Source organism: Serratia sp. ME47 (genome assembly GCF_903970925.1).
Lineage (GTDB): Bacteria > Pseudomonadota > Gammaproteobacteria > Enterobacterales > Enterobacteriaceae > Serratia > Serratia ureilytica.
Genome location: NZ_CAJCKE010000034.1, coordinates 1 through 25,339, shown reverse-complemented (window position 1 = coordinate 25,339; position 25,339 = coordinate 1). Strand labels below are relative to the sequence as shown.

Sequence of the window (25,339 nt, the reverse complement as noted above, 5' to 3'; positions counted from 1 at the left end):
TGTCACGCGCTCCGGGTCAATGTCTTTCCGGAGAATCCTTATGCTCGCGATGCAATACCGTTTTACCCTGCCCGCCGGTTCCGCCCCTCTGTCCGCTCCCTTTGACCACACTGCGACGCGGGTTGACAGCTCAATGTGATATTGATAATCATTATCAATATTGCATATTCATTTGCGGCTCGCGGGATACGGGCCGCTCTCCGGGGTCAACCGTCATGTCGTCATCACCAATCACACCTTACGCCACCACCTGCTGCATCGTGGGAGGCGGCCCCGCCGGGCTGATGCTCGGCTATCTGCTGGCGCGGGCGGGGATCGACGTGACGGTGCTGGAGAAACACGCCGATTTCCTTCGCGATTTTCGCGGTGACACCATTCACCCGTCGACGCTGGAAGTCATGCATCAACTGGGCCTGCTCGACGAACTGCTGACGCTGCCGCATCAGCGCGCGGAATCTCTGCACGCCGAAGTCGCCGGACGCGACATCAAGCTGGCGGATTTCACCCGCCTGCCGACGCGATGCAAATTTATCGCCTTTATGCCGCAGTGGGAGTTCCTCAACTTTTTGGCCCAGCAGGCCGCCGCCTTCCCCAACTTCAGGCTGCTGACCTCAACGCAGGTTCACCAGCTGCTGTACGACCGCGGCCAGGTGTGCGGCGTGCTGGCCGACACGCCGGAAGGCCCAATCCGCGTGCGCAGCCAGTTGGTGATCGGCACCGACGGCCGCAACTCGGTGGTGCGCGAACAGGCGGCGCTCAGCAGCCGATCCTTCGGCGCGCCGCGCGACGTATTGTGGATGAAGCTCAGCAAGCAGCCGGGCGATCCGGCCTGGTCGATGGGCCACACCGGGCCGAAACAGAACTTCATCATGATCGATCGCGGCGACTACTGGCAGTGCGGTTACTCGATCGACAAAGGCAGCTTCGATGCGATCCGCCGCAGCGGGCTGGAGAAATTTTTGCTGCACCTCGCCGAGGTGGCGCCGTTCCAGGACGATCGCCTGCAGGAGATCGTCGAGTGGGATCAGGTCAAACTGCTGAGCATTCGCATCGATCGTCTGGATCGCTGGGCCAAACCGGGAGTGCTGTGCATCGGCGACGCCGCGCACGCCATGTCGCCGATCGGCGGCGTGGGCGTCAACCTGGCGATTCAGGACGCGGTGGCCGCCGCCAACGCCCTGATCCCGCCGCTTCGCCAGCATCGGCTGCAGCTGAAGCACCTGCTGAGCGTGCAGCGCCGGCGCGAATTCCCCACTCGCGCCATCCAGTTTTTGCAGATCAAAATGAGCCAGCGCAAGCCGGGCGAACGCCGCGCGGCGGGCGGCTCGCGCTTGATCGCCCGCGTCGGCAACAGCCGCTGGCTGCCGCGCCTGTTCGGCCGCATCATCGGCCTGGGTTTTCGCCGTGAAACGCCGCGGCATCTGTCCAACGAAACCTGCCCGCCGGAATAGCATTGGTGATTTTTTCATCGCGCCGTATAATGGTTAAATCGAACGATTTAATTAACTGGAGCGATTAAATGTACACACTCACCGCGAACGAGGCCAAAACCCAATTCGGCGATTTGCTGCTCAAGGCGCAGCGTGAACCGGTGCAAATCAATCGCAACGGCAAACCGGTCGCCGTCGTCATGTCTGTAGAAGATTACCAGGCGCTGGAAGATCTCAAATTAAGCGCACTGCAGCAAAAAATCGCGCAGGCTACCGCCGAGGAAGACGCCGGTAAGGCGGTAGACGGCGATGCCTTCTTCAACCGTCTGCTCACCGATGAAACAGACTGAGATGCCCGCGTTTCGCCTCACCCCGCAGGCCCAACAAGATCTGCTGGCTATTCGTCATTTCACCATCGAGCACTGGGGCCAAGCGCAATCTCGCCGCTATCTTGAGCAGTTGAGAGAGGTCATGCATCATTTGGCAGATATGCCGGAAGCGGGTAAAGCTCACTTCCACGATCTGGGCGAAGAGATACGCAGTTTTCCTTACGCCAGCCATAGGATCTACTACCGCAACCGCCCTGCCGGCATCACCGTTCTCGCCATTCTGCATCAGGCGATGGTGCCTCACCGGCATCTGGAACAACAGCTGTAATTTTTCTTACTCAAAGGGGCACTGATGTTCACCGTTCGTCAGGCATTGCTGGAAGATTTAACGCAAGTGCGCGATATCGGCATCCGCACCTATCGCGCCCACTTCGGTGAGCTGTGGCGCTACCCGCACGAGCTGGAGGCCTTTCTGGCGGAGGATTTTTCCGTCTCCGCGCTGGAACGGACGCTGCGCGATCCCGACGTGTGCTGGCTGTTGGCCCATGAGGATGACGCCCTCGTCGGCTATGCGCGGGTGAACTTCGACAGCCTGCTGGCACCAACCGAGCACATCGGCGCAGAGCTGCAGAAAATCTATTTTCTGCCGGGCCATGCCGGCAACGGCTATGGCCAACGCCTGTACGAACAGGTGCAGCAGCGGGCTATCGACCGTCGGCAAAAAACGCTGTGGCTGGAAGTGCTGCAACGCAACACCCGCGCCCAACGTTTTTATCAGCGTCAAGGATTGAGCATTTGTGGCGAGACCTGCTACACCAGCGCCCAGGGCTCGATAGGCATTTGGTATATGAGCAAGGCGCTGTAACCGCGCCCCGCTCCGCCGTCGTTTAGCGCGGCTCCCGCTGCAGCATCAGGAACAGCAAGGCAAACGCATTGGGCGCCAGGTAGATCAGCGCCCCCAGCTGCACCGCCAGCGGATCCTTCTTGGCCTGCCAGGCCATAAACCAGTCGCCGGCGACCACCATAAAGCCGACGCCCCACACCGTTATCGCGCAAAGCGCCCCCAGCATCGCCCAGGCTTTGCCCTTGGCGAAAGCGGCGTAAGGGCCTTTCAATCGCCCGATCATCAGCGCCACGCCCGCCGTCGCGAATAGGCCGGCCAGCGTTTCCAGCGCGGTGATGACCGCCAACCCCAACATGCAGGCCCAGTCGGCGCTGATCGCGCGCCACATCAGCCCCGGCGTTTGATAAGTATCCTGCATGGCGAGCAGCGGCCCCACCGCATTGCGCGCGGTGCCGGCGAAATCCGCCGTATTGTTCAACAGGCTAAACAGCCCCCACAGGGCCGGAAACAGGGACAGGACGATGCAACCGAGGCGTGACACAGTGATTTCGTTCATGGTTATCCTTAATGAATAAACGGGTGGCTCCCGTCCTCATGACGGGACCGCTATTGAGATCCTGATAGTTTGACGTGCACAATGTAAGAACTAATCTTACAATGACGCAGCATAGCCGAAAGTGAGGAGGAACAATGGGCAGAACACTAACGGTAGATCTGGGTGACGAACTGCGTAGCTTCGTCGAAGACCTGGTGGCCAGCGGCGATTACCGAACGCCCAGCGAAGTCATCCGCGAATCCGTGCGCACTTTGCGCGAACGTACCGCCGCCTCAAAACTGGAAGAGCTTAGGCGCTTGATCGCCGAAGGAGAGAACAGCGGCGAAGCCGTCGAATGGGATCGTGATGTGTTCATGGAAAGAATACGGAGCAAAGCAAAAGGGTGCGCAGGAGAGTAACCGTTCGTCCAAAAGCGTTGGACGATATGGAAGAGATCTATTTTTACGGGTTGGCGCACTTTGGCTTGCAGGTGGCCGAAGATTATCTGCGCCGCCTGCATCAGGCTTTCGATAACCTTAGCCACCACCAACTCGGCAAAAACATCGATGCAATCGGCCCCGGCCTATGGATATTGCCCGTCGCCAACCACCTGATTTATTTTCGACAGCACAGGCGGGAGGTGAATATCATCAGAGTGCTGAATCATTCCCGCGATCCGCTCAGCCAATCCTTTTTCAGCTGACCCAACGTTAAATCGCCACCAGCGCGCGGACGCCGTCCTGTTCCATAGCGCTGCCGGCGCCGCGCTGCACGATGCTGCCGCGCGACATCACCAGATAGCTGTCCGCCAGGTCGGCGGCGAAGTCATAGAACTGCTCCACCAGCAGGATCGCCATATCGCCCCGCGCCGCCAGCTGTTTGATCACCGCGCCGATCTCCTTGATCACCGAAGGTTGGATCCCTTCCGTCGGCTCGTCGAGGATCAGCAGCTGCGGCCGGCAGGCCAGCGCCCGGCCGATCGCCAGCTGCTGCTGTTGCCCGCCGGAGAGATCGCCGCCGCGCCGATCCTTCATTTGCCGCAGCACCGGAAACAAGTCATAGATCGGATCCGGCACCGTGCGCGCGGCGGCGCCGGAAAAGCGCGCCAGCCCCATCAGCAGATTTTCCTCCACCGTCAGGCGCGGGAAAATCTCCCGCCCCTGCGGCACATAGGCGATGCCCGCCTGCACCCGCTGATGCGGTTTTTTACCGGTGATGGTTTCGCCCTGCCAACGGACGCTGCCGCTGCGCGCCGGGACCAGCCCCATCAGGCATTTCAGCAGCGTGGTCTTGCCCACGCCGTTGCGCCCCAGCAGGCAGGTCACCTCGCCGATGCGCGCCTCGAACGACAGGCCGCGCAGAATGTGGCTGCCGCCGTAATACTGATTCAATTCCTCTACCTGCAGCATCGTTACGCCTCCTCAGCGCCCCAGATATACCTCAATCACCCGTTCATCGGCCTGCACCTGTGCCAGCGATCCTTCCGCCAGCACCTGCCCCTGGTGCAGCACCGTCACGCGATCGGCGATGGTTTCCACAAACCCCATATCGTGTTCCACCACCATCAGCGAATGCTTGCCCGCCAGCTCGCGGAACAGTTCGGCGGTGTAGTCGGTTTCGGCGTCGGTCATGCCGGCCGCCGGTTCGTCGAGCAGCAGCAGGTGCGGTTCCTGCACCAGCAGCATGCCGATCTCGAGAAACTGTTTCTGCCCGTGGGACAACAGCCCGGCGGGCCGGTGGCGTTCATGCCCCAGCCGCAGGGTCTTCAACATCTCGTCGATGCGGTCGCGCTGTTCGCTGCTCAGGCGGGCGCGCAGGCAGGCCCACACCGATTTGCGGGTTTTCTGCGCGATCTCCAGATTTTCGAACACCGTCAGCGCCTCAAACACCGTCGGTTTTTGAAACTTGCGGCCGATGCCGGCGTGGGCGATCTGCATCGGCGCCAGCCGGGTCAGATCGACGGTCTGATCGTAAAACACCCTGCCGCTGTCCGGCCGGGTCTTGCCGGTGATCACATCCATCAGCGTGGTCTTACCGGCACCGTTGGGGCCGATCACGCAGCGCAGTTCGCCGACGCCAATGCGCAGCGACAGATCGGTCAGCGCGCGAAAACCGTCGAAGCTGACGTTGACGTTGTCGAGCTGCAGCACCGGATCGGTTTGCTGCCGGTATTTATCCGCCGGCAGCGGGTGGGTAAACAGCTCGTCGGTCACTTGCATCGCTTTCATGAGCTTTTCCTCCGACGCAGCAGGCCGATCACCCCTTTGGGCAGAAACAGCGTGACGACGATAAACATCAGGCCGAGGAAGAACTGCCAATATTCGGGAATGGCCATGGTGAACCAGCTCTTGGCGCCGTTGACGATGCCGGCGCCGAGCAGCGGCCCCACCAGCGTGCCGCGCCCGCCGAGCGCCACCCAGATGGCGGCCTCGATCGAGTTGGTCGGCGACATTTCGCCGGGGTTGATGATGCCGACCTGCGGCACATAGAGCGCGCCGGCCAGCCCGCACAGCACCGCCGACAGCGTCCAGACGAACAGCTTGAAGCCCTTCGGATCGTAGCCGCAGAAGGTCAGGCGGTTTTCCGCATCGCGCACCGCGGTCAGCACCCGGCCGAACTTGCTGCGCGCCAGCGCAAAGCCGATGGCCAGGCTGGCGGCCAGCAGCAGCACCGTCGCCAGAAACAGCGCCACCCGCGTGCCGGCGGCGGTGATGGGAAAGCCGAGCAGCGTGGTGAAACCGGTAAAGCCGTTATTGCCGCCGAAGCCGGTTTCGTTGCGAAAGAACAGCAGCATGCCGGCATAGGTCAGCGCCTGGGTCATGATCGAGAAATATACCCCTTTGATTTTCGAGCGGAAGGCGAAGTAGCCGAACAGGAAGGCCAGCAGGCCCGGCACCAGCACGATCAGGCACAGCGCCCAGGCGAAATGCTGGGTGCCGCTCCAGAACCACGGCAGCTCGTTCCAGGAGAGGAACGCCATAAACGCCGGCAGCCCGTCACCCGCCGCCTGCCGCATCAGGTACATGCCCATGGCGTAGCCGCCGAGCGCGAAGAACAGCCCGTGGCCGAGCGACAGCAGCCCGGCATAGCCCCACACCAGATCGAGCGCCACCGCCACCACCGCGTAGCACAGGATCTTGCCCGCCAGCGTCAGGGTATAGGTGGACACCGCCAGCGGATGACCCGCCGGCAACAACGTCATGAACGGCATGACCAGCAGCGCCAGCAACGCCAGCCCGCCGATGCTCAACGCCAGCCGGGGCGCTTTCTGCACGCCGGTTACGGTCAATGGTTGGCTCATCAGTCAATCACCCTGCCCTTAAGGGCGAACAGCCCCTGCGGACGCTTTTGAATAAACAGAACGATCAGCACCAGGATCAGGATCTTGCCCAACACGGCGCCGATCTGCGGCTCGAGGATCTTGTTGACGATGCCGAGGCCGAAGGCCGCCGCCACCGTCCCCGCCAGCTGGCCGACGCCGCCGAGCACCACCACCAGGAACGAATCGATGATGTAACCTTGCCCCAGCTCCGGCCCGACGTTGCCCAACTGCGACAGCGCCACCCCGCCGAGCCCGGCGATGCCGGATCCCAACCCGAAGGCCAGCATGTCCACCCGGCCGGTGGGCACGCCGCAGCAGGCCGCCATCGCGCGGTTTTGCGTCACCGCGCGCACGTTCATGCCGAGCCGGGTTTTGTTCAGCAGCAGCCAGGTCAACGCCAGCACCAGCAGCACGAACGCGATCACCGCGATGCGGTTCCACGGCAACACCAGGTTCGGCAACAGCTGCACGCCGCCCGACAGCCACGCCGGGTTGGCGACCTCGACGTTCTGCGCGCCGAACAGCACCCGCACCAGTTGGATCAGCACCAGGCTGATGCCCCAGGTGGCCAGCAGGGTTTCCAGCGGCCGGCCGTACAGGTGGCGGATCACCGTGCGCTCAAGCGCCATGCCGATCCCGGCGGTGATGGCGAACGCCACCGGCAGCGCCGCCAGCGGGTAGAGCGCCAGCCACTGCGGCGCAAATTGCTGAAACAGCCCCTGCACCAGATAGGCGGAATAGGCGCCGAGCATCAGCATTTCACCGTGCGCCATATTGATGACGCCGAGCAGGCCGTAGGTGATCGCCAGGCCGAGCGCCGCCAACAGCAGGATCGAACCGAGCGACAGGCCGCTGAACGCCTGGCCGAGCAGATCGCCGATCATCAGGCGGTGCTGCACGCGCTGCAAGCTGCGCTGCGCCTCGGCGCGCACCGCGGCGTCCGGCTCATTGGCCGCATCGGTCAAGGCTTGCAGCCGCGCGCGGGTTTCCGGCTCGCCCGATTCCCCCAGCAGCCGCACCGCATTGAAGCGCACCTGCGGGCTGGCGTCGGCCAATTGCAGGTTCGCCAGCGCAATGCTCAGCGCGTCGCGTACCTGCGGGTCTTTCTCCTGCGCCAGCCGCCGGGTCAACAGCGGCAACTGCTCGCCCTGCGCCTCGCGCTGCAGCGCGGTCGCCGCCTGCAGCCGCACCGCCGCGTCCACGCTGACCAACCGCTGCGCCGACAACGCGTTGGCGATCAGAATGCGCAGCCGGTTGTTCAGCCACACCTTCTTCGGCTCGCCAACCGGGGCCGCCTCACCTTCAAGCGGCAGATAGCGGTCGCCCTGGCGGATAAAGGCGCGTTTCGCCCCGTCGATCGCCACGGTTTCCTGCTGCAGCCCCTGCAGCAACGGCAGGCGCGCGGCGTCCGGCTCGGCCGCCCACGCCTGCAGCAGTTTGGCCTGCTGCGCGCGAGTGGCCGCCGCGAACTCATCGGCCGGCCCAGCCTGCGCCAGCAGGGGCCAGGCGCACAACAGCCACAGCCCGGCGCGCAGAAAGGATAAAAACGGAGATTGCATCAGCTGCCTCTTCTGTTGAGCCGGCGCGCGTCGGGCCGCGCCGGCGCTGAGTGACGTTACTTGCCGCCTTTCACCGGGTAATCCGGTTTTTTGTCGTTGCCGGCGATATACGGACTCCACGGCTGCGCGCGCACCGGCGCCTCGGTCTGCCACACCACGTTGAACTGGCCGTTGCCCTCGATCTCGCCGATCATCACCGGCTTGTGCAGGTGGTGATTGGTCTTGTCCATGGTCAGCGTGAACCCCGACGGCGCGGCGAAGGTTTGCCCGGCCATCGCCGCGCGCACCTTATCGACGTCGGTGGTGCCGGCCTTTTCCACCGCCTGCGCCCACATGTGGAGGCCGACGTAGGTGGCCTCCATCGGATCGTTGGTGACCGCAGTGGCGTAATTCGGCAGATTGTGCGCCTTGGCGTAGGCTTTCCACTGGCTGACAAACTGTTTGTTGGTCGGGTTATCCAGCGATTCGAAGTAGTTCCAGGCCGCCAGGTTGCCCACCAGCGGCTTGGTGTCGATGCCGCGCAGCTCTTCCTCGCCGACCGAGAAGGCGATCACCGGCACGTCGGTGGCCTTGACGCCCTGGTTGGCGAGTTCTTTGTAGAACGGCACGTTGGAATCGCCGTTGATGGTGGAGATCACCGCGGTGTTGCCGCCGGCGGCGAACTTCTTGATGTTGGCGACGATGGTCTGGTAATCGCTGTAGCCGAACGGCGTATAGACCTCTTCGATATCCTTGTCCTGCACGCCTTTGCTGTGCAGGAAGGCGCGCAGGATCTTGTTGGTGGTGCGCGGATAGACGTAATCGGTGCCCAACAGGAAGAAGCGCTTGGCGCCGCCGCCGTCCTCGCTCAGCAGGTATTCCACCGCCGGGATCGCCTGCTGGTTCGGCGCCGCACCGGTGTAGAACACGTTCGGCGACATCTCTTCGCCTTCGTATTGCACCGGATAGAACAACAGTCCGTTCAGCTCCTCAAACACCGGCAGCACCGACTTGCGCGACACCGAAGTCCAGCAGCCAAACACCGCCGCCACCTTGTCCTGGCTCAGCAGCTGGCGCGCCTTTTCGGCGAACAGCGGCCAGTTGGAGGCCGGATCCACCACCACCGGCTCCAGCTTTTTGCCGAGCACCCCGCCTTTGGCGTTGATCTCGTCGATGGTCATCAGCGCCACATCCTTCAGCGGCGTCTCGGAAATCGCCATGGTGCCGGAGAGCGAACTCAGAATGCCGACCTTGATGGTGTCGGCGGCCTGCGTGCTCCAGGCCAGGCCCAGGCCGACAGCGGCGGCGGACAGCGCAAAAGCTTTGATAAAACGACGACGTTGCATAGTTCAAACTCCTGATGTGTGTGAAATCAAAATCGTTACGCCGAGCGCGCAGGCTGCTGAGCCCGCGCCTGGTGCAACATGTGCAGCGTTATTTTTCGCACTTCTGCCTTGCTGAGGGCGATGTGCTCGCCGAGCAGCGTTTGCGCCTCCCCGCTTTGCCGCTGCAGGATCGCCTGCAAAATGGCGGCGTGCTCGCGGTAGGTGGCGTCCACCCGCGCCTGCTGGGTGAAATCCAGCCGGCGAATGATGCGGATCTTTTCGGTCAGTTCGCGGTGGATGCGCGCCATTTCGCCGTTGCCCGCCGCGGCCACCAACGCCTGATGAAACTGCTCATCGTGCTGCGACACCGCCTTGCCGTCCGCCAGGCGCGGCGCTTCGGTCCAAAAACGGCTCAGCGCCGCCAGCGCGTCCGGCGTTTCCCCGGCCGGGCGTTCGCACAGCCGTTTCACCGCCTCTTGCTCCAGCACGATGCGCAGGTCGTACAGCTCTTCGAAGTAGGCGAAATCGAACGGCCGCACCTGCCAACCGCTGCGAAACAACACCTCGACATAGCCTTCGCGCTCCAGCCGAAACAGCGCCTGACGCACCGGCGTGCGGCTGGCCGCCATGCGCTGCGCCACGTCGCTTTCGCTGAAGCGATCGCCCGGCAGCAGGCGAAACTCGAAGATGTCGGCCTTGAGCTGCAGATAAATGCGCTCCGCCAGCCCTTCCGGGCGCGCCTTGTGCTCTCCGTTGGTGATTTGCATCATCGCTCCTCCGTTCAGACCGCCTTTTCCAGCCACAGCAGAGCGTCGCCCGGCCCGACCGGCCGCCCCTGCCGGCAGCTGATGCGTTTAACGATCCCGGCGCGCGGCGCGGTGACCGCCAGCTCCATTTTCATCGCCTCGACCACGATCAGCGGCTGCCCGGCCGCCACCGCCTGCCCCGGTTCCACCAGGATCTTCCACACGCTGCCGTTAAGATCGGCGCTGACCAGATCGCCGTCGATGGCGTCTTCGTCCTCCGGCGGCAACAGCTGCGCCTCGGCCTCGTCGTCATCGCTGCGCCAGCGCGCCACTTCGGCGCTGAACGCCTGCTGCTGGCGATGCTGGAAGTCGGCGATCGCCTCGGCGTTGTCGGCCAGGAAACGGGTGTAGGCGGCGAAGTCGAACTCGCTCTCTTCGATGCGCACCTGCATGCGCCCTTCACGGAACGCTTCGCGCTGCTCGTCCAGCTCTTGCTCGCTGACCGGGTAGAAGCGCACCTGATCGAAGAAGCGCAGCAGCCAGGGCTCACCGGCGGTGAACTGCGGGTTTTTGAGAAACTTGTTCCAGATCGGCAGCGTGCGCCCCACCAGCTGGTAACCGCCCGGCGAGTCCATGCCGTAGATGCACATGTACATGCCGCCGATGCCGACCGTCCCTTCGGCGGTGTGGGTGCGCGCCGGATTGTATTTGGAGCTCAGCAGGCGATGGCGCGGATCGAGCGGCACCGCGCAGGGCGCGCCGAGGTAAACGTCGCCCAGCCCGAGGATCAGGTAGCTGGCGTCGAACAGAATGTCGCGCACCTGCTCGCGTCGGCTCAGGCCATTGATGCGCTGAATGAAATCGACGTTGTTCGGCAGCCAGGGCGCCGAGGCGCGCACCGTCTGTTGATAGCGATCCACCGCCCCCAGCGTGGCCGAATCCTCAAACGCCATCGGCAGCCACACGGTGCGCGTCGGCACCTTCAGGCGGCTGACGTCCCCCAGCGCCCGTTCGCGCGCCAGCAGGCGCTGCAGCAGGTCGGCCTGGCTAATCTGCCGGCTGTCGTAGCGGATCTGCAGCGAACGCACGCCCGGCGCCAGCTCCACCACGCCCGGCATCGCCTCCTGCCGCAGCGACTGCATCAGCAGATGAATGCGCAGCCGCAGCGCCAGATCGAGCACATTGTCGCCGTACTCCATCAAGATGTAGCCGTCCCCCGCCTGGCGATACGCCACCGCCGGGCGCCCGTCCGCCGCCGGCAGCGCCGCCAGCACCGCGGCGGAAACGGTCTCCGCCGGGGCCAGATCCGGCGGCGGTAGGGTGATGGCCTTCACCGCCGCCAGCGCTTCGATGCTGCCGAGCTGCGCCTGCTCCAGCGACTGCGCCTGCCGGAAGCCGATCGGATGGAAACGGATGCGGTCGCCCGGCTTCACCTGCCCCACTTTCCACAGTTCGGCCTTGGCGATGGTCACCGGGCAGACGAAGCCGCCGAGGCTGGGCCCGTCGCGGGTCAGGATCACCGGGAAATCGCCGGTGAAGTTGATGGCGCCGATGGCGTACTCGCAGTCGTGCACGTTGGAAGGATGCAAACCGGCCTCGCCGCCGTCCTCCCGCGCCCACTCGGGCTTCGGCCCCGACAGGCGCACCCCGAGGCGGTTGGAGTTGTAATGCACCTGCCAGTCGGTGGCGAAGAAGGCCTCAATCGATTCAGCGGTGAAAAAGTCCGGCGCGCCGTGCGGCCCGTACAGCACGCCGATGTGCCACTGGTCGCCGTAGTGCGGGATCAGGCTGTCGTCCATCGCCTGCGGCGCGGCGATCGGCGCCGGCGTGGTGCTGGCCGCCAGCGCCGGTTGGGCGATCGCCAACATGTCCGCCACGCGCAAGGTGCGCCCGGCGTGGCCGCCGAACTGGCCCAGCGCGAAGGTGGAGCGGCTGCCGAGATACACCGGCACGTCAAAGCCGTTGCGTACCGCCAGATAGGTGCGGCAGCCTTGCGTGGCGCGCCCCAGCGTCAATACCTGCCCGGCCCGCACCGCGATCGGCCGCCAGTAGGCGACCGCCTCGCCATCCAGATCGGCCGGGCAGCTCGCGCCCGTCAGCGCGATGGTGGCGTCGCAATGAAAGCGCAGCGTCGGCCCCTGCAGGGTAAACTCCAACCCGGCGGCCGCCGGGTGGTTACCGACGATGCGGTTGGCCAGCCGAAACGCGAAGTCGTCCATCGGGCCGGACGGCGGCACGCCGATGTCCCAATAGCCGAGGCGGCCGGGATAATCCTGCACGCTGCTGTAGGTGCCGGGTTGCAGCACTTCGAGGCAGTGCGGCTGGAAACGCACATCGTCCAGCAGGCGCGTCCAGACGTCGCCGCGCTGAAATTGCGGCGTGGCGATCACCTGCCGCAGATAGTCGAGGTTGGTGGCGATGCCGTGCAAACGGGTCGCCGCCAGCGCCACGCGCAATTTTTCCAGCGCCTGCGCCCGATCCGCGCCGTGCACGATCAGCTTGGCGATCATCGGGTCGTAAAACGCCGACACTTCGCTGCCGGTCGCCACCCAACCGTCGAGGCGCCCGTCGTCAGGGAAATGCACCTCGGTCAACACGCCGGGGCTGGGCTGGAAGTTTTTCAGCGGATCTTCGGCGTAGAGGCGCACCTCGATCGCCGCGCCCTGCGGCGCGCGTTGCAACGCCGCCCAATCCAGCGCGTCGCCCGCCGCCACCTGCAGCATGCATGCGATCAGATCCAGGCCGGTGACCATTTCGGTGACCGGGTGCTCGACCTGTAAGCGGGTGTTCACCTCCAGGAAATAAAACTCGTCGCGCGCGGCGTCATAGATAAACTCTACGGTGCCGGCGCTGCGGTAATTCACCGACTCGCCCAGCGCCACCGCCGCCCGGTGCAGCGCCTGGCGGGTCGCCGCCGGCAGATGCGGCGCCGGGGTTTCCTCCACCACCTTTTGGTTGCGCCGTTGCAGCGAACAGTCGCGCTCGCCGAGCGCCGCCACCCGCCCCTGGCCGTCGCCGAAAATCTGCACCTCGACGTGGCGCGCCCGATCGACGAAGCGTTCGATAAAGGCGCCGGCGTCGCGGAAGAACTGCTCTCCCAGCCGTTTGACGCTGTCGTAGGCGTCGCGCAGCGCCGCCTCGTCGTCACAGCGCGTCAGGCCGATGCCGCCGCCGCCGGCGGTGCTTTTCAGCATCACCGGGTAGCCGATGCGCGCGGCGGCCGAGACCGCCTGCTCAACGCTCTCCAGCAAGCCGGTGCCCGGCGTCATCGGCACCCCGGCCAACGCCGCCAGCTCGCGCGCCCGGTGCTTGAGGCCGAACTCGCGCATCTGCGCCGCCGTCGGGCCGATAAAGGCGATGCCCGCCGCTTCGCAGGCGTCGGCAAACTCGGCGCTCTCGGACAAAAAGCCGTAGCCGGGGTAGATCGCCTGCGCGCCGGTGGCCGCTGCCGCCGCGAGGATCTTGTCGATGCGCAGGTAGCTGTCGGCAGCCTTGTCGCCGCCGAGCGCCACCGCCCTGTCGGCCTCGGCGACGTGCGGCGCATTGCGGTCGGCGTCGGAATAGACCGCCACGCTGGTTACGCCCAGGCGTTTCAGGGTGCGAATGGCGCGGCAGGCGATTTCGCCGCGGTTAGCGATCAGTACGGTAGTAAACATGTTCATGCCCCCTTAACGCTGGCGAGATAGTCGCGCCAGCCGCCAAACTCAGTGATATCCGTCGCGTCTTCCAGCGCCCAGGCTTCGCAGATAAACCCCTTCACCCGCCGGCCGTCCGCCAGCAGCAGCGTGCCGATGCCCAATGGCGCCGGAATTTCCGCCACAAACTCGCCGAAACGGGCCAGCGGGATGTCCCACAGCTCAACGCGGATCGCCGCCCCCTGCGCCGCGCGCGCCAGCCCCGGCTTCGGCGGCTCGGTATCGGCCAGCGCATACAGGCGATAGCAGGGGGCGGTAGCGGTTTGCTCCACCTGCACCGCGTCGCGCTGTGTCAGCTGGACGTTGAGCGGCATGCCGCTAAGGTGAGCGCCCACTACCGCCAGACGCACGTGCCCTGTGGACGGCGCAGGCACAGGCTGCGGCGGCAATGCCCGGCCGATAGCGCCGAGCGGCAAGGCGCTTTGCCGTTGCCAGCGCACGCCAAACGCCGCCAGCGCCCGGTCATGCCAGGCGGGCGCAATCAGGGTGATGCCCGCCGGCAGACCGTCTTCGCGCAGCGGCCCCGGCAGCGCCAGCGCGCTCAGATCGGCCAGGTTGGTGAAATTGGTGTAAGTGCCGAATTGCGAGTTGAACAGCACCGGCTCCTGCGCCATCTCCGCCAGGGTGCGGATAGTGGGCGCGGTCGGCACCACCAGCGCGTCGAACGGCGCCAGCCGCTGGGCGATTTGCCGCGCCAGCTCGGCACGCAGGTATTCCGCCTTGTAGGCGTCGCAGGCGCTGTAGCCGAGGCCGTTGCCGACGATGCCGCGCACCACCGGATCGATAGCCTGCGGGCTCGCTTCCAGCACCTGTTCAATGGCCACCGTGCGCTCCGCCACCCAGGGGCCGTAATACAGCTGCTCCGCCAGAGTGCGAAACGGCGCGAAATCGAGGGGTTCCAGCGTGGCGCCGCCCGCCTGCAGCTGCGCCAGCGCTCGGTGAAACGCCCGCTCGGCCTGAACGTCGCCGAAAAACTCCAGCTGGGCGGGAACGGCGAAACGCGGCGCGGCGGGGATATCCGCCGGCGCGGTATGCGGATCGGGGCGGGAATACGGGTCTGCCGCGTCAAAGCCGCTCGCCAGTTCCGCCACCAGCGCGGCGTCGGCCACCGTCAGCGCGAAGACCGACACCGTATCGTTCAACCGGCAGGCCGGCACCACGCCGCGGTTGGACAACCGCCCCTTGGTCGGCTTCAGCCCGACGATGTTGTTGAACCCGGCGGGCACACGCCCCGAACCGGCGGTGTCGGTGCCGAGCGCGAACGGCACCAGGCCGCGCGCCACCACCGAGGCGGAGCCGGAGCTGGAACCGCCGCTGACGTAGCGGCTGTCGAAGCTGTTGACCACTGCGCCATGCGGTGAGCGAGTGCCTACCAACCCGGTAGCGAACTGGTCGAGGTTGGTTTTACCAAGGGCGATCGCCCCGGCGGCGCGCAGGTGGGCGACCACGGTGGCGTCCGCCGCGGCCTGATAGGTGAACGCCGGGCAGGCGGCGCTGGTCGGCCAGCCGCCAACGTCGATATTGTCTTTGATGGCGAAGGGCACGCCGAACAGCGGCAGGCGGCTGAGATCGCCGGCGACCGCCTCGAGCCTCTGTGCCAGCTGCCGATACTGCTGCTCGCGCTGCGCCGGCGTAGCGAGATACAGCCAGGCGTTATCGTCTGGGTTCAGCCCGGCGACCAGCGTTTCGATCGTCGCACTGACGCAGGCAAGGCGCTCGCCCGCCGGGCGGGTTTGGTAATGGTGTTGCCATTCACTGAGGGTAAAACCGCACGCTACAACAGGTTCGCTCATCGACTGAATTCCATCTGGTACACAAGATGGGATTCAACAGAGCAACCGGCGTGCCAATTTTTAATCTCATGATTTCAATAAATTATAATTAAAACTTATGACAACGGCGGCAAACAGGCTGCACCAGCGGCGCGCAGCGGGAGAACAAAAAGAGTGCAATGGCGGGATGACGCAGAGGAAAAATCGGGGCGACGCACTCGCCGCCCCGCAGGCCGATGGGGATCAGTCGTTGATGCGTTTCAAACCGACCGGCGTAATGCAGTAGGTCTGTTGCTTGCCCTTCTCCGTCAGCCGCAAGTGCTGCATTTCGTTGACGATCGCCAGGCGGTTGTCCGGCTCTTCATGCCGCAGATGAATCACTTCACCGCCGTAACCCGACAGCGGCAACACCCAGGTTTTGGCCGGTTGATTCTGGCTGCCGATGACGTCGTAGCTGAGCAAGACGTTGCCGTCCGCATCCGTCACGCTGAGGAAGGCATAGCTGTCGGCAAAGTAGTGGTGAGCAATCCCCGCCGCCAGCGTGACGGTAACGGTTTTCTTCACCAGATCGATGGCGCCGGTCAGGAACTGGCGATCGCCAATCCCTTTGCACGCCACGGTAAACGCATTGCCGACGTTGGCGCCCGGCGGCGTATTGTCGGCCGGCAGGCAATCCCGATAGGTCGCCAACAGTGACTCGCGCTGCGGCTCGGCAAAGGCGCCGATCGCCAGATAAATATCGTCCTTGAACGACGACGATGGCGCATAGTAAGCCGGCAACAGGCGACGCAAACGCTGCGCCGCCTGTTCCAGGCGCGCCAGCAGCGCCTGCTCGGGATCGCCGGGCAACGCCGGGTTTTTCAGCCCGCTGGTTTCGATGCGCAGCACGTTGGTTTTGTTTTTGTTATCGATGACGCCGGCCGCCGCCGGATTCAAACGCACCCGGCTCGGCTCCACATGGTAAATCTCGATGTCATCGCCTTCGGCAAACGTTAGCTCGTCATGACTTAACGTAGCCTGAGTGCCCTGAATCTCCTTGCTGAAGCGCACCGCGCCCTGCCGATCGCGCAACGTCACCCGGGCATAGGTTTCACCGGGGAAGTAGGCGTGCGGCGTGGTGCTGGTCACGTCAACCACCACCGCCCCTTTGGCGCGATCGACGACCACGGTGGCGAAGACCGCATCGCTCAAGCCCAACAGGTTGATCTCCTGCGAAACGATCGGCGAAGCGGCTTTGCGCTCGAAGCGAAGCGTCACCGCGTTTTTCCCCTGCTTCACCGTCAGGTAACCCGCCGTCGGCCGATATTTACGATCTTTGCCGGTCGGCAACCGCAAGGTATACACGCCGATCGGCAGCGCAGTCAGCGCCAGGGTCGGCGTGTCGATACGGACTTTGTGGGCATAGCGCGCCCCTTCCATCAGGATCAGGTCTTCACCGTAGATCTGCGCAAAGTCATCGATATCCAGACTCAGGGTGACGTCGCCTTTCAGCCCGCTGGCCTTGAGCTGGCAGGAATCGACCAGCCGCAGCGAGGAATCCAGTTTCAGCTGCGCCTGCACCGCCGGCAGACTCTGCGCGTCCACCAGTTGATACAGCGGATACACCGCCTTGGCGTGGCTGAACGCGTTGCGATCGCGCTGCACTTGGGTGATCACGCCGCCGGTCAGCTCGACGAACGGCGTCACGTCGATCTGCTCACCGGCCGCGGCGAAGCTTGCCGACAGCAGATCCAGCAAGGCATGTTCCGACGGCACGAAGCCCGGCGTGTTGCAGCTTTGACGATATTGCTGATTAAAGTGCGTGAAGGCGTTCTTGCCTGCCTTGTCGACCATCAGCATCGCGAAGAACAGCTTGGAGCGCAGATCCCACTGGTTGAGCGGCGTGCCCTGAGCGATCAAATCGATGATTTTCTTCTCGACGGCGGCCGCGTTGCCGTAGTTATACAGCCACCCCTCCTGGTATTTGCGTTCCCCCAGCATCACGTCTTGATAGCAAGCGGCGTAAATATTGTTCCACATCTCACCGGTGGAGAAATATTTGTCGCCCATAAAGTGCCCCTGATAGCCGTGCGCGATCTCATGCAGGCTGCCCCAGTTGCTGTCTTTCGGCGTCAGCCAGAAGCTGCTGACCGAGCTGCTGGTTTCCGCCGTCCAGCGGCCGCCATAATACGCGGCGCCGGCGCCGTGTTTATCGGCCTTCATAAAGTAGCGGTTGCGAATATTGCGATCGGATTCGTGTTCAGCCTCGAACGAGACGCCGGTCAGCGCATTGTAGAAAGTGAAAATGCGATCGTAGTAGGCGATCAGCCCGTCGATGTTTTTCGCTTCGCCCAGCGACTTCAGCGTCGGTTTACTGATTTTCGGCACCAGCAACACTGCATATTCCGCATCGACCAGGGCAAACTCGGCGTCCCGATCGTCCCAGCGGGCAAAGAATGCGGCTTCGTTTTCGCCACGGCGATAAACCGGCAGCGCTTTAGCCGTGTCCGGGTACTCGAACTCCAGCGCCGGCTCGCCCTGCCCATACGGCGTATCGATGAACGGCACCGAGACGGCATTGACCTGGGCCTCGACCCAGCTCGAGCCGACGCTGAATTCCGCCTCCGTTTTGCTGTCGTCATTCAGCAAGCGCAGCGTGAGCTTGCCGGTAAACGCCGCGTTGGTCTGGCGCACTCGCAGCACTTGCCCGGCGGCGAGAATGACGCCCAGGTGCTGGCGATCGTGGTCGATGCCCTTGCTCATGCCTGCCGCATCCAGCCAGACCGGCCGGGTCAACGTGTAAAGTGATTGGGTTTTCGTGATGGTTGGCATCCTGCTTTCCTCATGGTTTGGGTGATTGAATTGACCATGAAAAAGTAACCGGATGGGCGGCACGCCCTCCATCGATGGCGGGTGGCTGAGGGCCAGTACAACAAAGGTAGGAGGGAGGATACAATAAAAAAGGCGCAACCTTGCGATTGCGCCTGATGTTCGGTGAACGCTGCGCGTTACTCGCCGCGAACGCGCTGCGCCAACCCTTTGAGGAAGTAGCGCAGCATCTGATCGCCGCACGGGCGGTAGTTCTTGGTGCCCTCTTTGCGGAACAGCGCGCTCAGCTCCGGCTTGGAGATGCGGAAGTCCACCGCGGTGAAAATCTGGTGCATGTCGGTGTCTTTCAGCTCGAACGCCACGCGCAGCTTTTTCAGCACCAGGTTATTGGTGATCGGCAGTTCAACCGCCGGCGCCGGGAACTTGTCGTCCTTGCCGCGCTTGAAGAACACCAGGCCGTTGAGGAAGTGCGCCATCACTTCGTCAGGGCACTTCTCGTAGCCCGGCTCGCCTTCTTTGATCACGTAAGCGTCCATCGCCGATACCGCCACCTCGAAATCGTCCAGTTTGATAATCTCGACCATTTTGGCGTTGTTAATGCTCAGCATATAGCGCACGCTGCGCAGCACGTCGTTGTTCATCATGGGATTGCATTGCCTTTACTTGTCTAACGGGGACGTGCGCATTGTAAAAAAATGCCCCATACCCAAAATAATTGGAGTTGCATCGCGGCGGCAAATTTGTAAGCCCCCGGAGCATAGTTAACTATGTGACCGGGGCGCGCAAATGCAGCCAACAAAGAGGCAGCTCCAAGTATGACGGGTATGGCCGCACACCTTGAATGTGCGGCAGTATAGGGATCGGCAAGGGGTTTCTCAATCGATTTGGCTTTTTTGCTGATACAGCGGGATATCTTCGCCGATGATGTACTTGTTGCGCAGCATCGACGAGACCTTGTCCATGATCATCACCACCACCACCAGGATCAGGGTGATGAACATCACTACGTCCCAGTTCCACAGCCGCATATTCTCCGCATACACCAGGCCGATGCCGCCGGCGCCGACGAAGCCCAGCACCGCCGCTGAGCGGGTGTTGGACTCGATCTGGTACAGGCTGAGCGCCAGGAAGGTGGGGAACGACTGGGTGAAAATGCCGTAACGGTGCTTCTGCAACCCGTTGGCGCCCACCGCCGTCAGGCCGCGGCTGGGGGACTTGTCCACCGCCTCATGGCCTTCGGCGTACAGTTTGCCCAGCAGCCCGACGTCCTGCATCACGATAGCCAGCACCCCGGCGAGCGGCCCCATGCCGACGGCGCGCACGAAGATCAGCCCCCAGATCGCCATGTCGATGCCGCGCAGCACGTCCAGCAAGCGGCGCACCAGCACCGAAATTGGCCGCAGCAGCGGCGTCGACATCACGTTGCGCGCGGCGAAGAACGACAGCGGCAGCGCGATCAGCGACGCGGTGATGGTGCCGGCGAACACGATGGCGATGGTGATGCCGATCTGCTGGAAGTAGTACATGAACGGCCAGTTGGCGAAGTCATGCCAGACGAACATGCGCAGGAAATAGCGCCCCAGCTGCTGGCAGCCGTTGATAAACTGCGGCCAGCTAATGCCGAAGACCAGGAAGAAGAACACGTAGTACAGCACGATCGCCAAGGCGATCAGGCCGACGGTGCGCAGGTAGCGCCCCTGCTGCGCGAAGATCGCCGGATGCTGCTGTTTCAACTGGCGCAGCGTTTCCGCCGATGCCGGAGTGCCCGCTGTCATTTTGCCCCCTCCACCACGCGCTTGCGCAGCTCGCCCGACACGTAGTCGAGCACGGAAACCACCACGATGATCAGCAGCAGCGTCATGCTGACCTGATCGTAACGGTCGAGTTTAATGTTGGTCATCAGCTCCTGGCCGATGCCGCCCGCCCCCACCAGCCCCAAAATGGTCGACTGGCGGAAGTTGATCTCCAGCCGCATGAAGCTGTAGGAGAGAAACACCGGCTTCACCTGCGGCCACAGGCCGAAGCGCATGCGCTGCAGCGGCGTGGCGCCGCAGGCCGCCAGCCCGCGCACCGGTTTGTTGGAGGCGGTTTCGATCGATTCGTAGAACAGCTTGGTCAGGCTGCCGATGGTGTGCAGCGCCAGCGCCAGGAAGCCGGGAATGGCGCCGATGCCGAACGCCATCACGAACATCACCGCCCACGCCAGCTCCGGCATGGTGCGCAAGAACGCCACCAGCGTGCGGATCGCGAGCCGCACCGAGGCCGGAGTATAGGTATTGCCGGCCGCCAGAAATGCCAGCACGGTCGCCACCAGCACCGAGAAAATGGTCGCCGCCAGCGCCAGCTGCAGGGTCTCCCAGATCAGCGGCAGCTGAATGTTCAGGCGATAGCCCCAGTAGGCCAGCGAGCCTTCGGTACGCCCATCGGCGAACAGCAGGTTCCAGTGCAGCGTCGGCACGGTTTCGGCCAGGTAGTCGAAGAAGTGCGGAATAGACACCCAGACGGTGTGCAGGTTGAACTCGGCGAGGTTGCCGGCGCCCAGGTACAGCACCACCAGCCCGAGCGACCACAGCAGCGCTTCGCGCTTTTGCTTGCTGCGGATCCGTTGGTAATAGTGTGCGAAATCGGTATTCAAAACAGGTCTTCCATCGTTATGGAACAAGGGGTTCAGCATGCTGAACCCCTTCATTCGGGCGGCCGAGGCAGCCGGGAATCAACGGTCGCCTTTGGTCAGCTCGCGCTTCATATCGATGATGGTCTGGTATTCCGCCAGGGTGGTGTCGCCGATGTGCTGTTTGCCGCCCATCGCTTTGATAAAGCACGCGTGATCGTCTTTATCCAGCTTCTTGATGGCGGTGACCACTTTGGCCTTGAAGTCGGCCGGCAGCGAGTTGCTCACCAGGATCGGGCCGTTCGGGATCAGCGGCGACTGCCAGATGATGCGGATCTGTTTCATCAGGTCCGGATGATCCATGCGGATCATGCGGGTGAACGCGCCGCTGGTGTAGCCGGTGTTGTAGTCGCCGATCATCGACGCCCAGGTCACCGCGCCTTCGAACTGGCCGTTCAGCACGCCGAGGATGTCCTGCTCGTGGCCGCCGGAGAAGGTGACGCTGGAGAAGGTGTTGTTGTATTTGTTGTCGACCGTGCCGCCGAACAGCTTTTTAAACGCCTGGTTCGGGATCAGGAAGCCGGAGGTGGAATCCGGATCGGCGAAGCCGATGGCCTTGCCCTTCAGGTCTTCCAGTTTCTGGTACGGGCTGCCGGCCTTCACCACCACCACCGAGTGGTAGCCGCGCGACTGGTCGACGTCGTCAACCGCGATGCCGACGATGTCCACCGCTTTCGGATCCTTGATGTAAACCGAAGCGAACGACGACGGCGACATGCTCAGCACCAGGTCAATCTTGCCGCCCAGCAGGCCCTGGATCACGCCGGAATAGTCGGATGAGTTGCGCAGCTTGGTATCGACGTTCAACTCTTTATCCAGGAACTGCTTCACGCACTGGTTATCGCCGATCTGCTGGGTGGCGTTCTGGCCGCCGAGAATGCCCAGGTTCAGCTCTTTCGGCGCATCCGCTGCGGCAGCATTAAATACCATCATCGCGCCGGCCATCAGGGTGGTCAGACTCAATACTTTTTTCATTAGGTGTGCCTTGTGTGTAAAGGGTAAAGGTCAAAAGTGCTTCAATGGATCTGATTGGCTTCCTCGCCATACAGCTGGTGCAGGATCCGTTCGTTCAGTTGCGAAGGATGCCCGTCAAACACGATCTTCCCGTGGGCGATGCCGATCACCCGCGAGCAATACTCTTTCACCAGTTCGACCGAGTGCAGGTTCACCATCACCGCGATGCCGTCTTCGCTGATTTTCTGCAGCGCGTCCATGATGCGGCGGGTGTTTTTCGGATCGAGCGACGCCACCGGCTCATCGGCCAGCAGGATTTGCGGGTTTTGCATCAGCGCGCGGCAGATGGCGACGCGCTGCATCTGGCCGCCGGAGAGGTGCTCGGCGCGCTGCAGCGCGTGCGGCAGCATGTTAAGCCACTGCAACAGCTCGATGGCGCGAGCGCGGTCGGCGTCATCGAACAGTTTGAAGAAGGATTTCAGGGTGGAGGTGTGGCTCAGGCGCCCCAGCAGTACGTTGGTCATCACGTCCAGCCGCGGCACCAGGCAGAAGTCCTGGAAGATCATGCCGCAGCGCGCGCGCCATTGGCGCATCTGGCGGCCGGCAAGCTGGGCGATATCCTGCGCCACGCCATCGTCTTCGAAGTGCAGCATCTCGCCGCAGCTGGAAGGAATGGTGCCGTTGAGGGTATGCAGCAGCGTGGACTTGCCTGCGCCGGAGCGGCCGATCACCGCCACGAATTCGCCGGCGTGCAGATCGAAATTGATGTCATCCAGCACGCGCTGCTGCGCTTTGTAAGCTTTGCCGAGCCCCTTTACCGATAACACTTTGCGGGATGCGGCGGCGTGCTGCCCTGGAAAGTCGTGCTGCGCCAATTTTAACAGTGCCTGAGCCATATGATTTCTCTGGTTTCAGTGGCTAATCATTATGGGCACCTATTAACGGATAAGTTTATGACAGTGGGATGATGGTTTTATGGCCGGGGCGTGACGCGTGCCGCCCCGGCGTGCTCATCATTCCAGGCTAAAGAAGTCGAGCCCCAGCGCCGCCTTGACCTGCTGCAGCGTCTGCTGGCTGACCTGATGCGCGCGGCGGGTGCCATGCTGCAGGATGCGCGTCAGCTCGCCTTTATCGGCGATGAATTCGGCGCGGCGGGTGCGGATCGGTTCGAGCAGGCTCTGCAGGCAATCCTCCAGCAGCCGTTTGATTTTCACGTCCCCCAACCCGCCGCGCCGGTAGTGCGCCTTCAGCTCCGCCAACAGCGCAGCGTCTTCGCAGAAGGCGTCCAGATAGGTGAACACCATGTTGCCCTCCACCCGGCCGGGATCGCTGACGTTGAGATGGCCGGGATCGGTGAACATGCTCATCACCGCCTTGTGCACCTCGTCGGCGCCGGCGCCAAGCTGAATGGCATTGCCGCGCGATTTCGACATCTTGCCCTGCCCGTCCAGCCCCGGCAGACGCCCGACGTTGCTTAACAACGGCTGGCACTCCGTCAGCACCGGTTGGCCGACGATGTGGTTGAAGCGCCGCACGATCTCGTTGGTTTGCTCCAGCATCGGCAGCTGATCCTCGCCGACCGGCACGTGGGTGGCGCCGAAGGCGGTGATATCCGCCGCCTGGCTGACCGGATAGATCAGAAAACCGGCCGGCAGGCTGCGGGCGAAATCCTTCTCGGCGATTTCGCTTTTCACCGTCGGGTTGCGTTCCAGCCGCGCCACGCTGACCAGGTTGAGGTAGTACATCGTCAGCTCGGCCAACGCCGGCAGCGCCGACTGCAGGCAAATGGTGGTCTTGTGCGGATCGATGCCGACCGCCAGATAGTCGGCCACCACGTTGAGCACGTTGGCGCTGATTTTTTGCGGGTTGTTGCCGTTGTCGGTCAGGCCCTGCAGATCCGCCACCATCACCGTTTGGTTATGCTGGTGCTGCAGTTCGACGCGCTGGCGCAGCGAGCCGACGAAGTGCCCTAAATGCAGTGGGCCGGTGGCGCGATCGCCGGTAAGAATGGTGTAACTCATGACAGTGCTCCTGAAGGTCTGTAGACCGCCGGATCAACGCCACAAAAGATAATGCCGCCAAACCGGCGGCATTAAAAAGAGATGTGAATACTCGTGCCGCCTCAGAAGAGGCGCCACCATGACTGATTGTGGGTGGAGTGCATCGATATATTCATGCCATCAAGGTATACCCGTAGCGGCAATGCGTCAATAGCCCGCCGCCGGCGCGTAAGACGGCGTTACACTCCGGCATTTGCGTTCCTGGCCCGGCGCGCTAGGGTAAAACCTTCAACCTGAAAAAGGAGCGCATGATGAAGATCGGATTTGCCGGACTGGGCGGGATGGGCAGCGCCATGGCGGCTAACCTGGTGAAGGCGGGATTTGCGTTGACGGTATGGAACCGTTCGCCGCAGGCGGCGCAGCCGCTGGTGAGCGCCGGCGCGCAGCAGGCCGAACGGCCGGAGCAGCTGGCCGATGCCGACGTGCTGATCACCATGCTGGCCGACGATGCCGCCACGCAACAGGTGGTGGTTGACAGCGGGTTGCTGCAACGGATGAAACCGGGCGCGCTGCATATCAACATGGCAACCATCTCGGTCGAACTCGCCCAGCGTTTGACGGCGCTGCATGCGGAACACGGCATCGGCTATCTCGCCGCGCCGGTGCTGGGACGGGTCGACGTGGCCGCCGCCGGCAAGCTGAATATTCTGGCGGCCGGCGATAGCGAGCTACTGAAGCAAGCGCAGCCGCTGTTCGATGCCCTCGGCCAGAAAACCTGGCACTTCGGCGCCGATCCGGCGCAGGCCAACGTGGTCAAAATCGCCACCAACTTTACGCTGGCCAGCGCCATTGAAGCGATGGCGGAAGGCAGCGCGCTGGTGCGCAACTACGGCGTTTCCGGCGCCGACTACCTGCAGATGCTGAGCGGCACCGTCTTCGCCGCCCCGGCCTATCAGGGCTATGGCGCGCTGATCGCCGCCGAGAAGTATTCACCCGCCGGATTCCGCTTGGCGCTGGGGCTGAAGGACGTCGGGCTGGCGCTGGCCGCCGGCGCCGACAGCCATACGCCGATGCCGTTCGCCGGGGTGCTGAAGGACAACTTCCTCGACGCGATGGCGCAGGGGGATGCGGATCTGGACTGGGCGGCGCTGGCCAAGGTAGCGGCGCGACGAGCGGGTCTGAAATAACGAACGGGGGCTTAGGCCCTAATGCTTGTCAGTTAGCGTTTTTCTGAACGTTTTTGTGCAGTTTTCGGTCGATAAATGAGAGGTGCATCATGAGGCTCCTGCACCTCGACCGAGCCAGGGGCCGAAGGCGCGGCCCCTGGCAACCCGCGCCTTTGCCCTATCAGACGGTTGGCTTTGCCAACT

The 25,339-nt window shown here is 63.4% G+C and carries 23 protein-coding genes; 7 read left to right on the top strand and 16 right to left on the bottom strand.

Translation table 11 applies throughout. From position 1 onward, the window contains the following. The first annotated feature begins 215 nt into the window (after positions 1 to 215). From H7A77_RS22865 to H7A77_RS22850, 4 genes are all read left to right on the top strand, one after another. The gene (locus H7A77_RS22865; RefSeq protein WP_182074701.1) at positions 216 to 1,451 is read left to right on the top strand and encodes an FAD-dependent oxidoreductase; all 1,236 of its coding nucleotides are present in this window, start codon (positions 216 to 218) and stop codon (positions 1,449 to 1,451) included. 68 nt (positions 1,452 to 1,519) lie between these two features. After that, positions 1,520 to 1,780, top strand: coding sequence for a type II toxin-antitoxin system Phd/YefM family antitoxin (locus tag H7A77_RS22860; RefSeq protein WP_042783944.1), 261 nt, complete (start codon positions 1,520 to 1,522; stop codon positions 1,778 to 1,780). Between the two features lies 1 nt (position 1,781). Beyond that, entirely contained in the window at positions 1,782 to 2,087 is a 306-nt protein-coding gene (locus H7A77_RS22855) for a type II toxin-antitoxin system RelE/ParE family toxin (protein ID WP_240290313.1), read from the top strand. A 24-nt stretch (positions 2,088 to 2,111) separates the two neighbouring features. After that, a complete protein-coding gene (locus H7A77_RS22850) occupies positions 2,112 to 2,624 on the top strand; it encodes a GNAT family N-acetyltransferase (RefSeq protein WP_033642337.1) in 513 nt (170 codons plus the stop codon). A gap of 22 nt (positions 2,625 to 2,646) precedes the next feature. Here the strand turns inward: H7A77_RS22850 and H7A77_RS22845 are convergent, their stop codons facing one another. Continuing rightward, the gene (locus H7A77_RS22845) at positions 2,647 to 3,159 is read right to left on the bottom strand and encodes a DUF2165 family protein (protein WP_033652676.1); all 513 of its coding nucleotides are present in this window, start codon (positions 3,157 to 3,159) and stop codon (positions 2,647 to 2,649) included. Positions 3,160 to 3,293: 134 nt separating this feature from the next. Between H7A77_RS22845 and H7A77_RS22840 the strand changes: the two genes are divergently transcribed. Together H7A77_RS22840 and H7A77_RS22835 are read left to right on the top strand one after the other, a co-directional pair. Continuing rightward, positions 3,294 to 3,557, top strand: coding sequence for a type II toxin-antitoxin system ParD family antitoxin (locus H7A77_RS22840; RefSeq protein ID WP_004939442.1), 264 nt, complete (start codon positions 3,294 to 3,296; stop codon positions 3,555 to 3,557). After that, the gene (locus tag H7A77_RS22835; RefSeq protein WP_182074699.1) at positions 3,542 to 3,841 is read left to right on the top strand and encodes a type II toxin-antitoxin system RelE/ParE family toxin; all 300 of its coding nucleotides are present in this window, start codon (positions 3,542 to 3,544) and stop codon (positions 3,839 to 3,841) included. Before H7A77_RS22840 ends, H7A77_RS22835 begins: the two co-directional genes overlap by 16 nt. A gap of 7 nt (positions 3,842 to 3,848) precedes the next feature. On the opposite strand, the gene urtE is transcribed toward H7A77_RS22835, so the two are convergent. The 15 genes from urtE to trpS form a co-directional block, all read right to left on the bottom strand. Further along, on the bottom strand, positions 3,849 to 4,547 hold the full coding sequence (gene urtE, locus H7A77_RS22830) for an urea ABC transporter ATP-binding subunit UrtE (RefSeq protein ID WP_182074698.1): 699 nt from the start codon (positions 4,545 to 4,547) through the stop codon (positions 3,849 to 3,851). Positions 4,548 to 4,559: 12 nt separating this feature from the next. Further along, the gene (gene urtD, locus H7A77_RS22825) at positions 4,560 to 5,366 is read right to left on the bottom strand and encodes an urea ABC transporter ATP-binding protein UrtD (RefSeq protein WP_015377102.1); all 807 of its coding nucleotides are present in this window, start codon (positions 5,364 to 5,366) and stop codon (positions 4,560 to 4,562) included. Further along, on the bottom strand, positions 5,363 to 6,439 hold the full coding sequence (gene urtC / locus H7A77_RS22820; protein ID WP_033642333.1) for an urea ABC transporter permease subunit UrtC: 1,077 nt from the start codon (positions 6,437 to 6,439) through the stop codon (positions 5,363 to 5,365). Before urtC ends, urtD begins: the two co-directional genes overlap by 4 nt. After that, positions 6,439 to 8,019 (bottom strand): urea ABC transporter permease subunit UrtB, encoded by a 1,581-nt coding sequence (urtB, locus tag H7A77_RS22815; protein WP_182074697.1) that lies wholly within the window; start codon positions 8,017 to 8,019, stop codon positions 6,439 to 6,441. The genes urtC and urtB overlap by 1 nt, the downstream gene beginning before the upstream one ends. Positions 8,020 to 8,075: 56 nt before the next feature. Beyond that, positions 8,076 to 9,344: an urea ABC transporter substrate-binding protein gene (gene urtA / locus H7A77_RS22810; protein WP_182074696.1), complete on the bottom strand. Its 1,269-nt coding sequence runs from the start codon at positions 9,342 to 9,344 to the stop codon at positions 8,076 to 8,078. Between the two features lie 35 nt (positions 9,345 to 9,379). Then, positions 9,380 to 10,090 carry a GntR family transcriptional regulator gene (locus H7A77_RS22805; RefSeq protein WP_182074695.1) on the bottom strand — a complete coding sequence of 237 codons (711 nt, stop codon included), beginning with the start codon at positions 10,088 to 10,090 and terminating at the stop codon, positions 9,380 to 9,382. A 14-nt stretch (positions 10,091 to 10,104) separates the two neighbouring features. Beyond that, complete coding sequence (uca, locus tag H7A77_RS22800; RefSeq protein WP_182074694.1) at positions 10,105 to 13,725, bottom strand: urea carboxylase; 3,621 nt, start codon at positions 13,723 to 13,725, stop codon at positions 10,105 to 10,107. A gap of 2 nt (positions 13,726 to 13,727) precedes the next feature. After that, on the bottom strand, positions 13,728 to 15,557 hold the full coding sequence (gene atzF / locus H7A77_RS22795; protein ID WP_182074693.1) for an allophanate hydrolase: 1,830 nt from the start codon (positions 15,555 to 15,557) through the stop codon (positions 13,728 to 13,730). Positions 15,558 to 15,779: 222 nt separating this feature from the next. Then, positions 15,780 to 18,347 (bottom strand): putative mucin/carbohydrate-binding domain-containing protein, encoded by a 2,568-nt coding sequence (locus H7A77_RS22790; RefSeq protein ID WP_182074692.1) that lies wholly within the window; start codon positions 18,345 to 18,347, stop codon positions 15,780 to 15,782. 176 nt (positions 18,348 to 18,523) lie between these two features. Further along, entirely contained in the window at positions 18,524 to 18,988 is a 465-nt protein-coding gene (locus H7A77_RS22785) for a DUF1456 family protein (RefSeq protein WP_004939471.1), read from the bottom strand. Between the two features lie 231 nt (positions 18,989 to 19,219). Beyond that, positions 19,220 to 20,119, bottom strand: coding sequence for a phosphonate ABC transporter, permease protein PhnE (gene phnE, locus H7A77_RS22780; RefSeq protein ID WP_033642327.1), 900 nt, complete (start codon positions 20,117 to 20,119; stop codon positions 19,220 to 19,222). Next, complete coding sequence (gene phnE / locus H7A77_RS22775) at positions 20,116 to 20,979, bottom strand: phosphonate ABC transporter, permease protein PhnE (RefSeq protein WP_016928590.1); 864 nt, start codon at positions 20,977 to 20,979, stop codon at positions 20,116 to 20,118. Before phnE (H7A77_RS22775) ends, phnE (H7A77_RS22780) begins: the two co-directional genes overlap by 4 nt. 78 nt (positions 20,980 to 21,057) lie before the next feature. After that, a complete protein-coding gene (gene phnD / locus H7A77_RS22770) occupies positions 21,058 to 21,990 on the bottom strand; it encodes a phosphonate ABC transporter substrate-binding protein (protein WP_004939482.1) in 933 nt (310 codons plus the stop codon). A gap of 41 nt (positions 21,991 to 22,031) precedes the next feature. Beyond that, positions 22,032 to 22,865: a phosphonate ABC transporter ATP-binding protein gene (gene phnC / locus H7A77_RS22765; protein ID WP_019454697.1), complete on the bottom strand. Its 834-nt coding sequence runs from the start codon at positions 22,863 to 22,865 to the stop codon at positions 22,032 to 22,034. Positions 22,866 to 22,982: 117 nt separating this feature from the next. Then, complete coding sequence (gene trpS, locus H7A77_RS22760) at positions 22,983 to 23,990, bottom strand: tryptophan--tRNA ligase (protein WP_164107453.1); 1,008 nt, start codon at positions 23,988 to 23,990, stop codon at positions 22,983 to 22,985. Positions 23,991 to 24,280: 290 nt separating this feature from the next. Between trpS and H7A77_RS22755 the strand changes: the two genes are divergently transcribed. Next, on the top strand, positions 24,281 to 25,156 hold the full coding sequence (locus H7A77_RS22755) for an NAD(P)-dependent oxidoreductase (RefSeq protein ID WP_033642322.1): 876 nt from the start codon (positions 24,281 to 24,283) through the stop codon (positions 25,154 to 25,156). Positions 25,157 to 25,339: the final 183 nt, after the last annotated feature.

Excerpts from the sequence above, each read along its gene's own strand:
- urtC (WP_033642333.1), bottom strand. The coding sequence starts at position 6,439 with ATGAGCCAACCATTGACCGTAACCGGCGTGCAGAAAGCGCCCCGGCTG.
- H7A77_RS22850 (WP_033642337.1), top strand. The coding sequence starts at position 2,112 with ATGTTCACCGTTCGTCAGGCATTGCTGGAAGATTTAACGCAAGTGCGC.
- urtD (WP_015377102.1), bottom strand. The coding sequence starts at position 5,366 with ATGAAAGCGATGCAAGTGACCGACGAGCTGTTTACCCACCCGCTGCCG.
- H7A77_RS22860 (WP_042783944.1), top strand. The coding sequence starts at position 1,520 with ATGTACACACTCACCGCGAACGAGGCCAAAACCCAATTCGGCGATTTG.
- H7A77_RS22865 (WP_182074701.1), top strand. The coding sequence starts at position 216 with ATGTCGTCATCACCAATCACACCTTACGCCACCACCTGCTGCATCGTG.
- H7A77_RS22845 (WP_033652676.1), bottom strand. The coding sequence starts at position 3,159 with ATGAACGAAATCACTGTGTCACGCCTCGGTTGCATCGTCCTGTCCCTG.
- phnE (WP_033642327.1), bottom strand. The coding sequence starts at position 20,119 with ATGACAGCGGGCACTCCGGCATCGGCGGAAACGCTGCGCCAGTTGAAA.
- H7A77_RS22790 (WP_182074692.1), bottom strand. The coding sequence starts at position 18,347 with ATGCCAACCATCACGAAAACCCAATCACTTTACACGTTGACCCGGCCG.
- urtB (WP_182074697.1), bottom strand. The coding sequence starts at position 8,019 with ATGCAATCTCCGTTTTTATCCTTTCTGCGCGCCGGGCTGTGGCTGTTG.
- atzF (WP_182074693.1), bottom strand. The coding sequence starts at position 15,557 with ATGAGCGAACCTGTTGTAGCGTGCGGTTTTACCCTCAGTGAATGGCAA.
- phnD (WP_004939482.1), bottom strand. The coding sequence starts at position 21,990 with ATGAAAAAAGTATTGAGTCTGACCACCCTGATGGCCGGCGCGATGATG.
- H7A77_RS22840 (WP_004939442.1), top strand. The coding sequence starts at position 3,294 with ATGGGCAGAACACTAACGGTAGATCTGGGTGACGAACTGCGTAGCTTC.
- urtA (WP_182074696.1), bottom strand. The coding sequence starts at position 9,344 with ATGCAACGTCGTCGTTTTATCAAAGCTTTTGCGCTGTCCGCCGCCGCT.
- trpS (WP_164107453.1), bottom strand. The coding sequence starts at position 23,990 with ATGAGTTACACCATTCTTACCGGCGATCGCGCCACCGGCCCACTGCAT.
- H7A77_RS22855 (WP_240290313.1), top strand. The coding sequence starts at position 1,782 with ATGCCCGCGTTTCGCCTCACCCCGCAGGCCCAACAAGATCTGCTGGCT.
- phnC (WP_019454697.1), bottom strand. The coding sequence starts at position 22,865 with ATGGCTCAGGCACTGTTAAAATTGGCGCAGCACGACTTTCCAGGGCAG.
- urtE (WP_182074698.1), bottom strand. The coding sequence starts at position 4,547 with ATGCTGCAGGTAGAGGAATTGAATCAGTATTACGGCGGCAGCCACATT.
- uca (WP_182074694.1), bottom strand. The coding sequence starts at position 13,725 with ATGTTTACTACCGTACTGATCGCTAACCGCGGCGAAATCGCCTGCCGC.
- H7A77_RS22785 (WP_004939471.1), bottom strand. The coding sequence starts at position 18,988 with ATGATGAACAACGACGTGCTGCGCAGCGTGCGCTATATGCTGAGCATT.
- H7A77_RS22755 (WP_033642322.1), top strand. The coding sequence starts at position 24,281 with ATGAAGATCGGATTTGCCGGACTGGGCGGGATGGGCAGCGCCATGGCG.
- H7A77_RS22805 (WP_182074695.1), bottom strand. The coding sequence starts at position 10,090 with ATGCAAATCACCAACGGAGAGCACAAGGCGCGCCCGGAAGGGCTGGCG.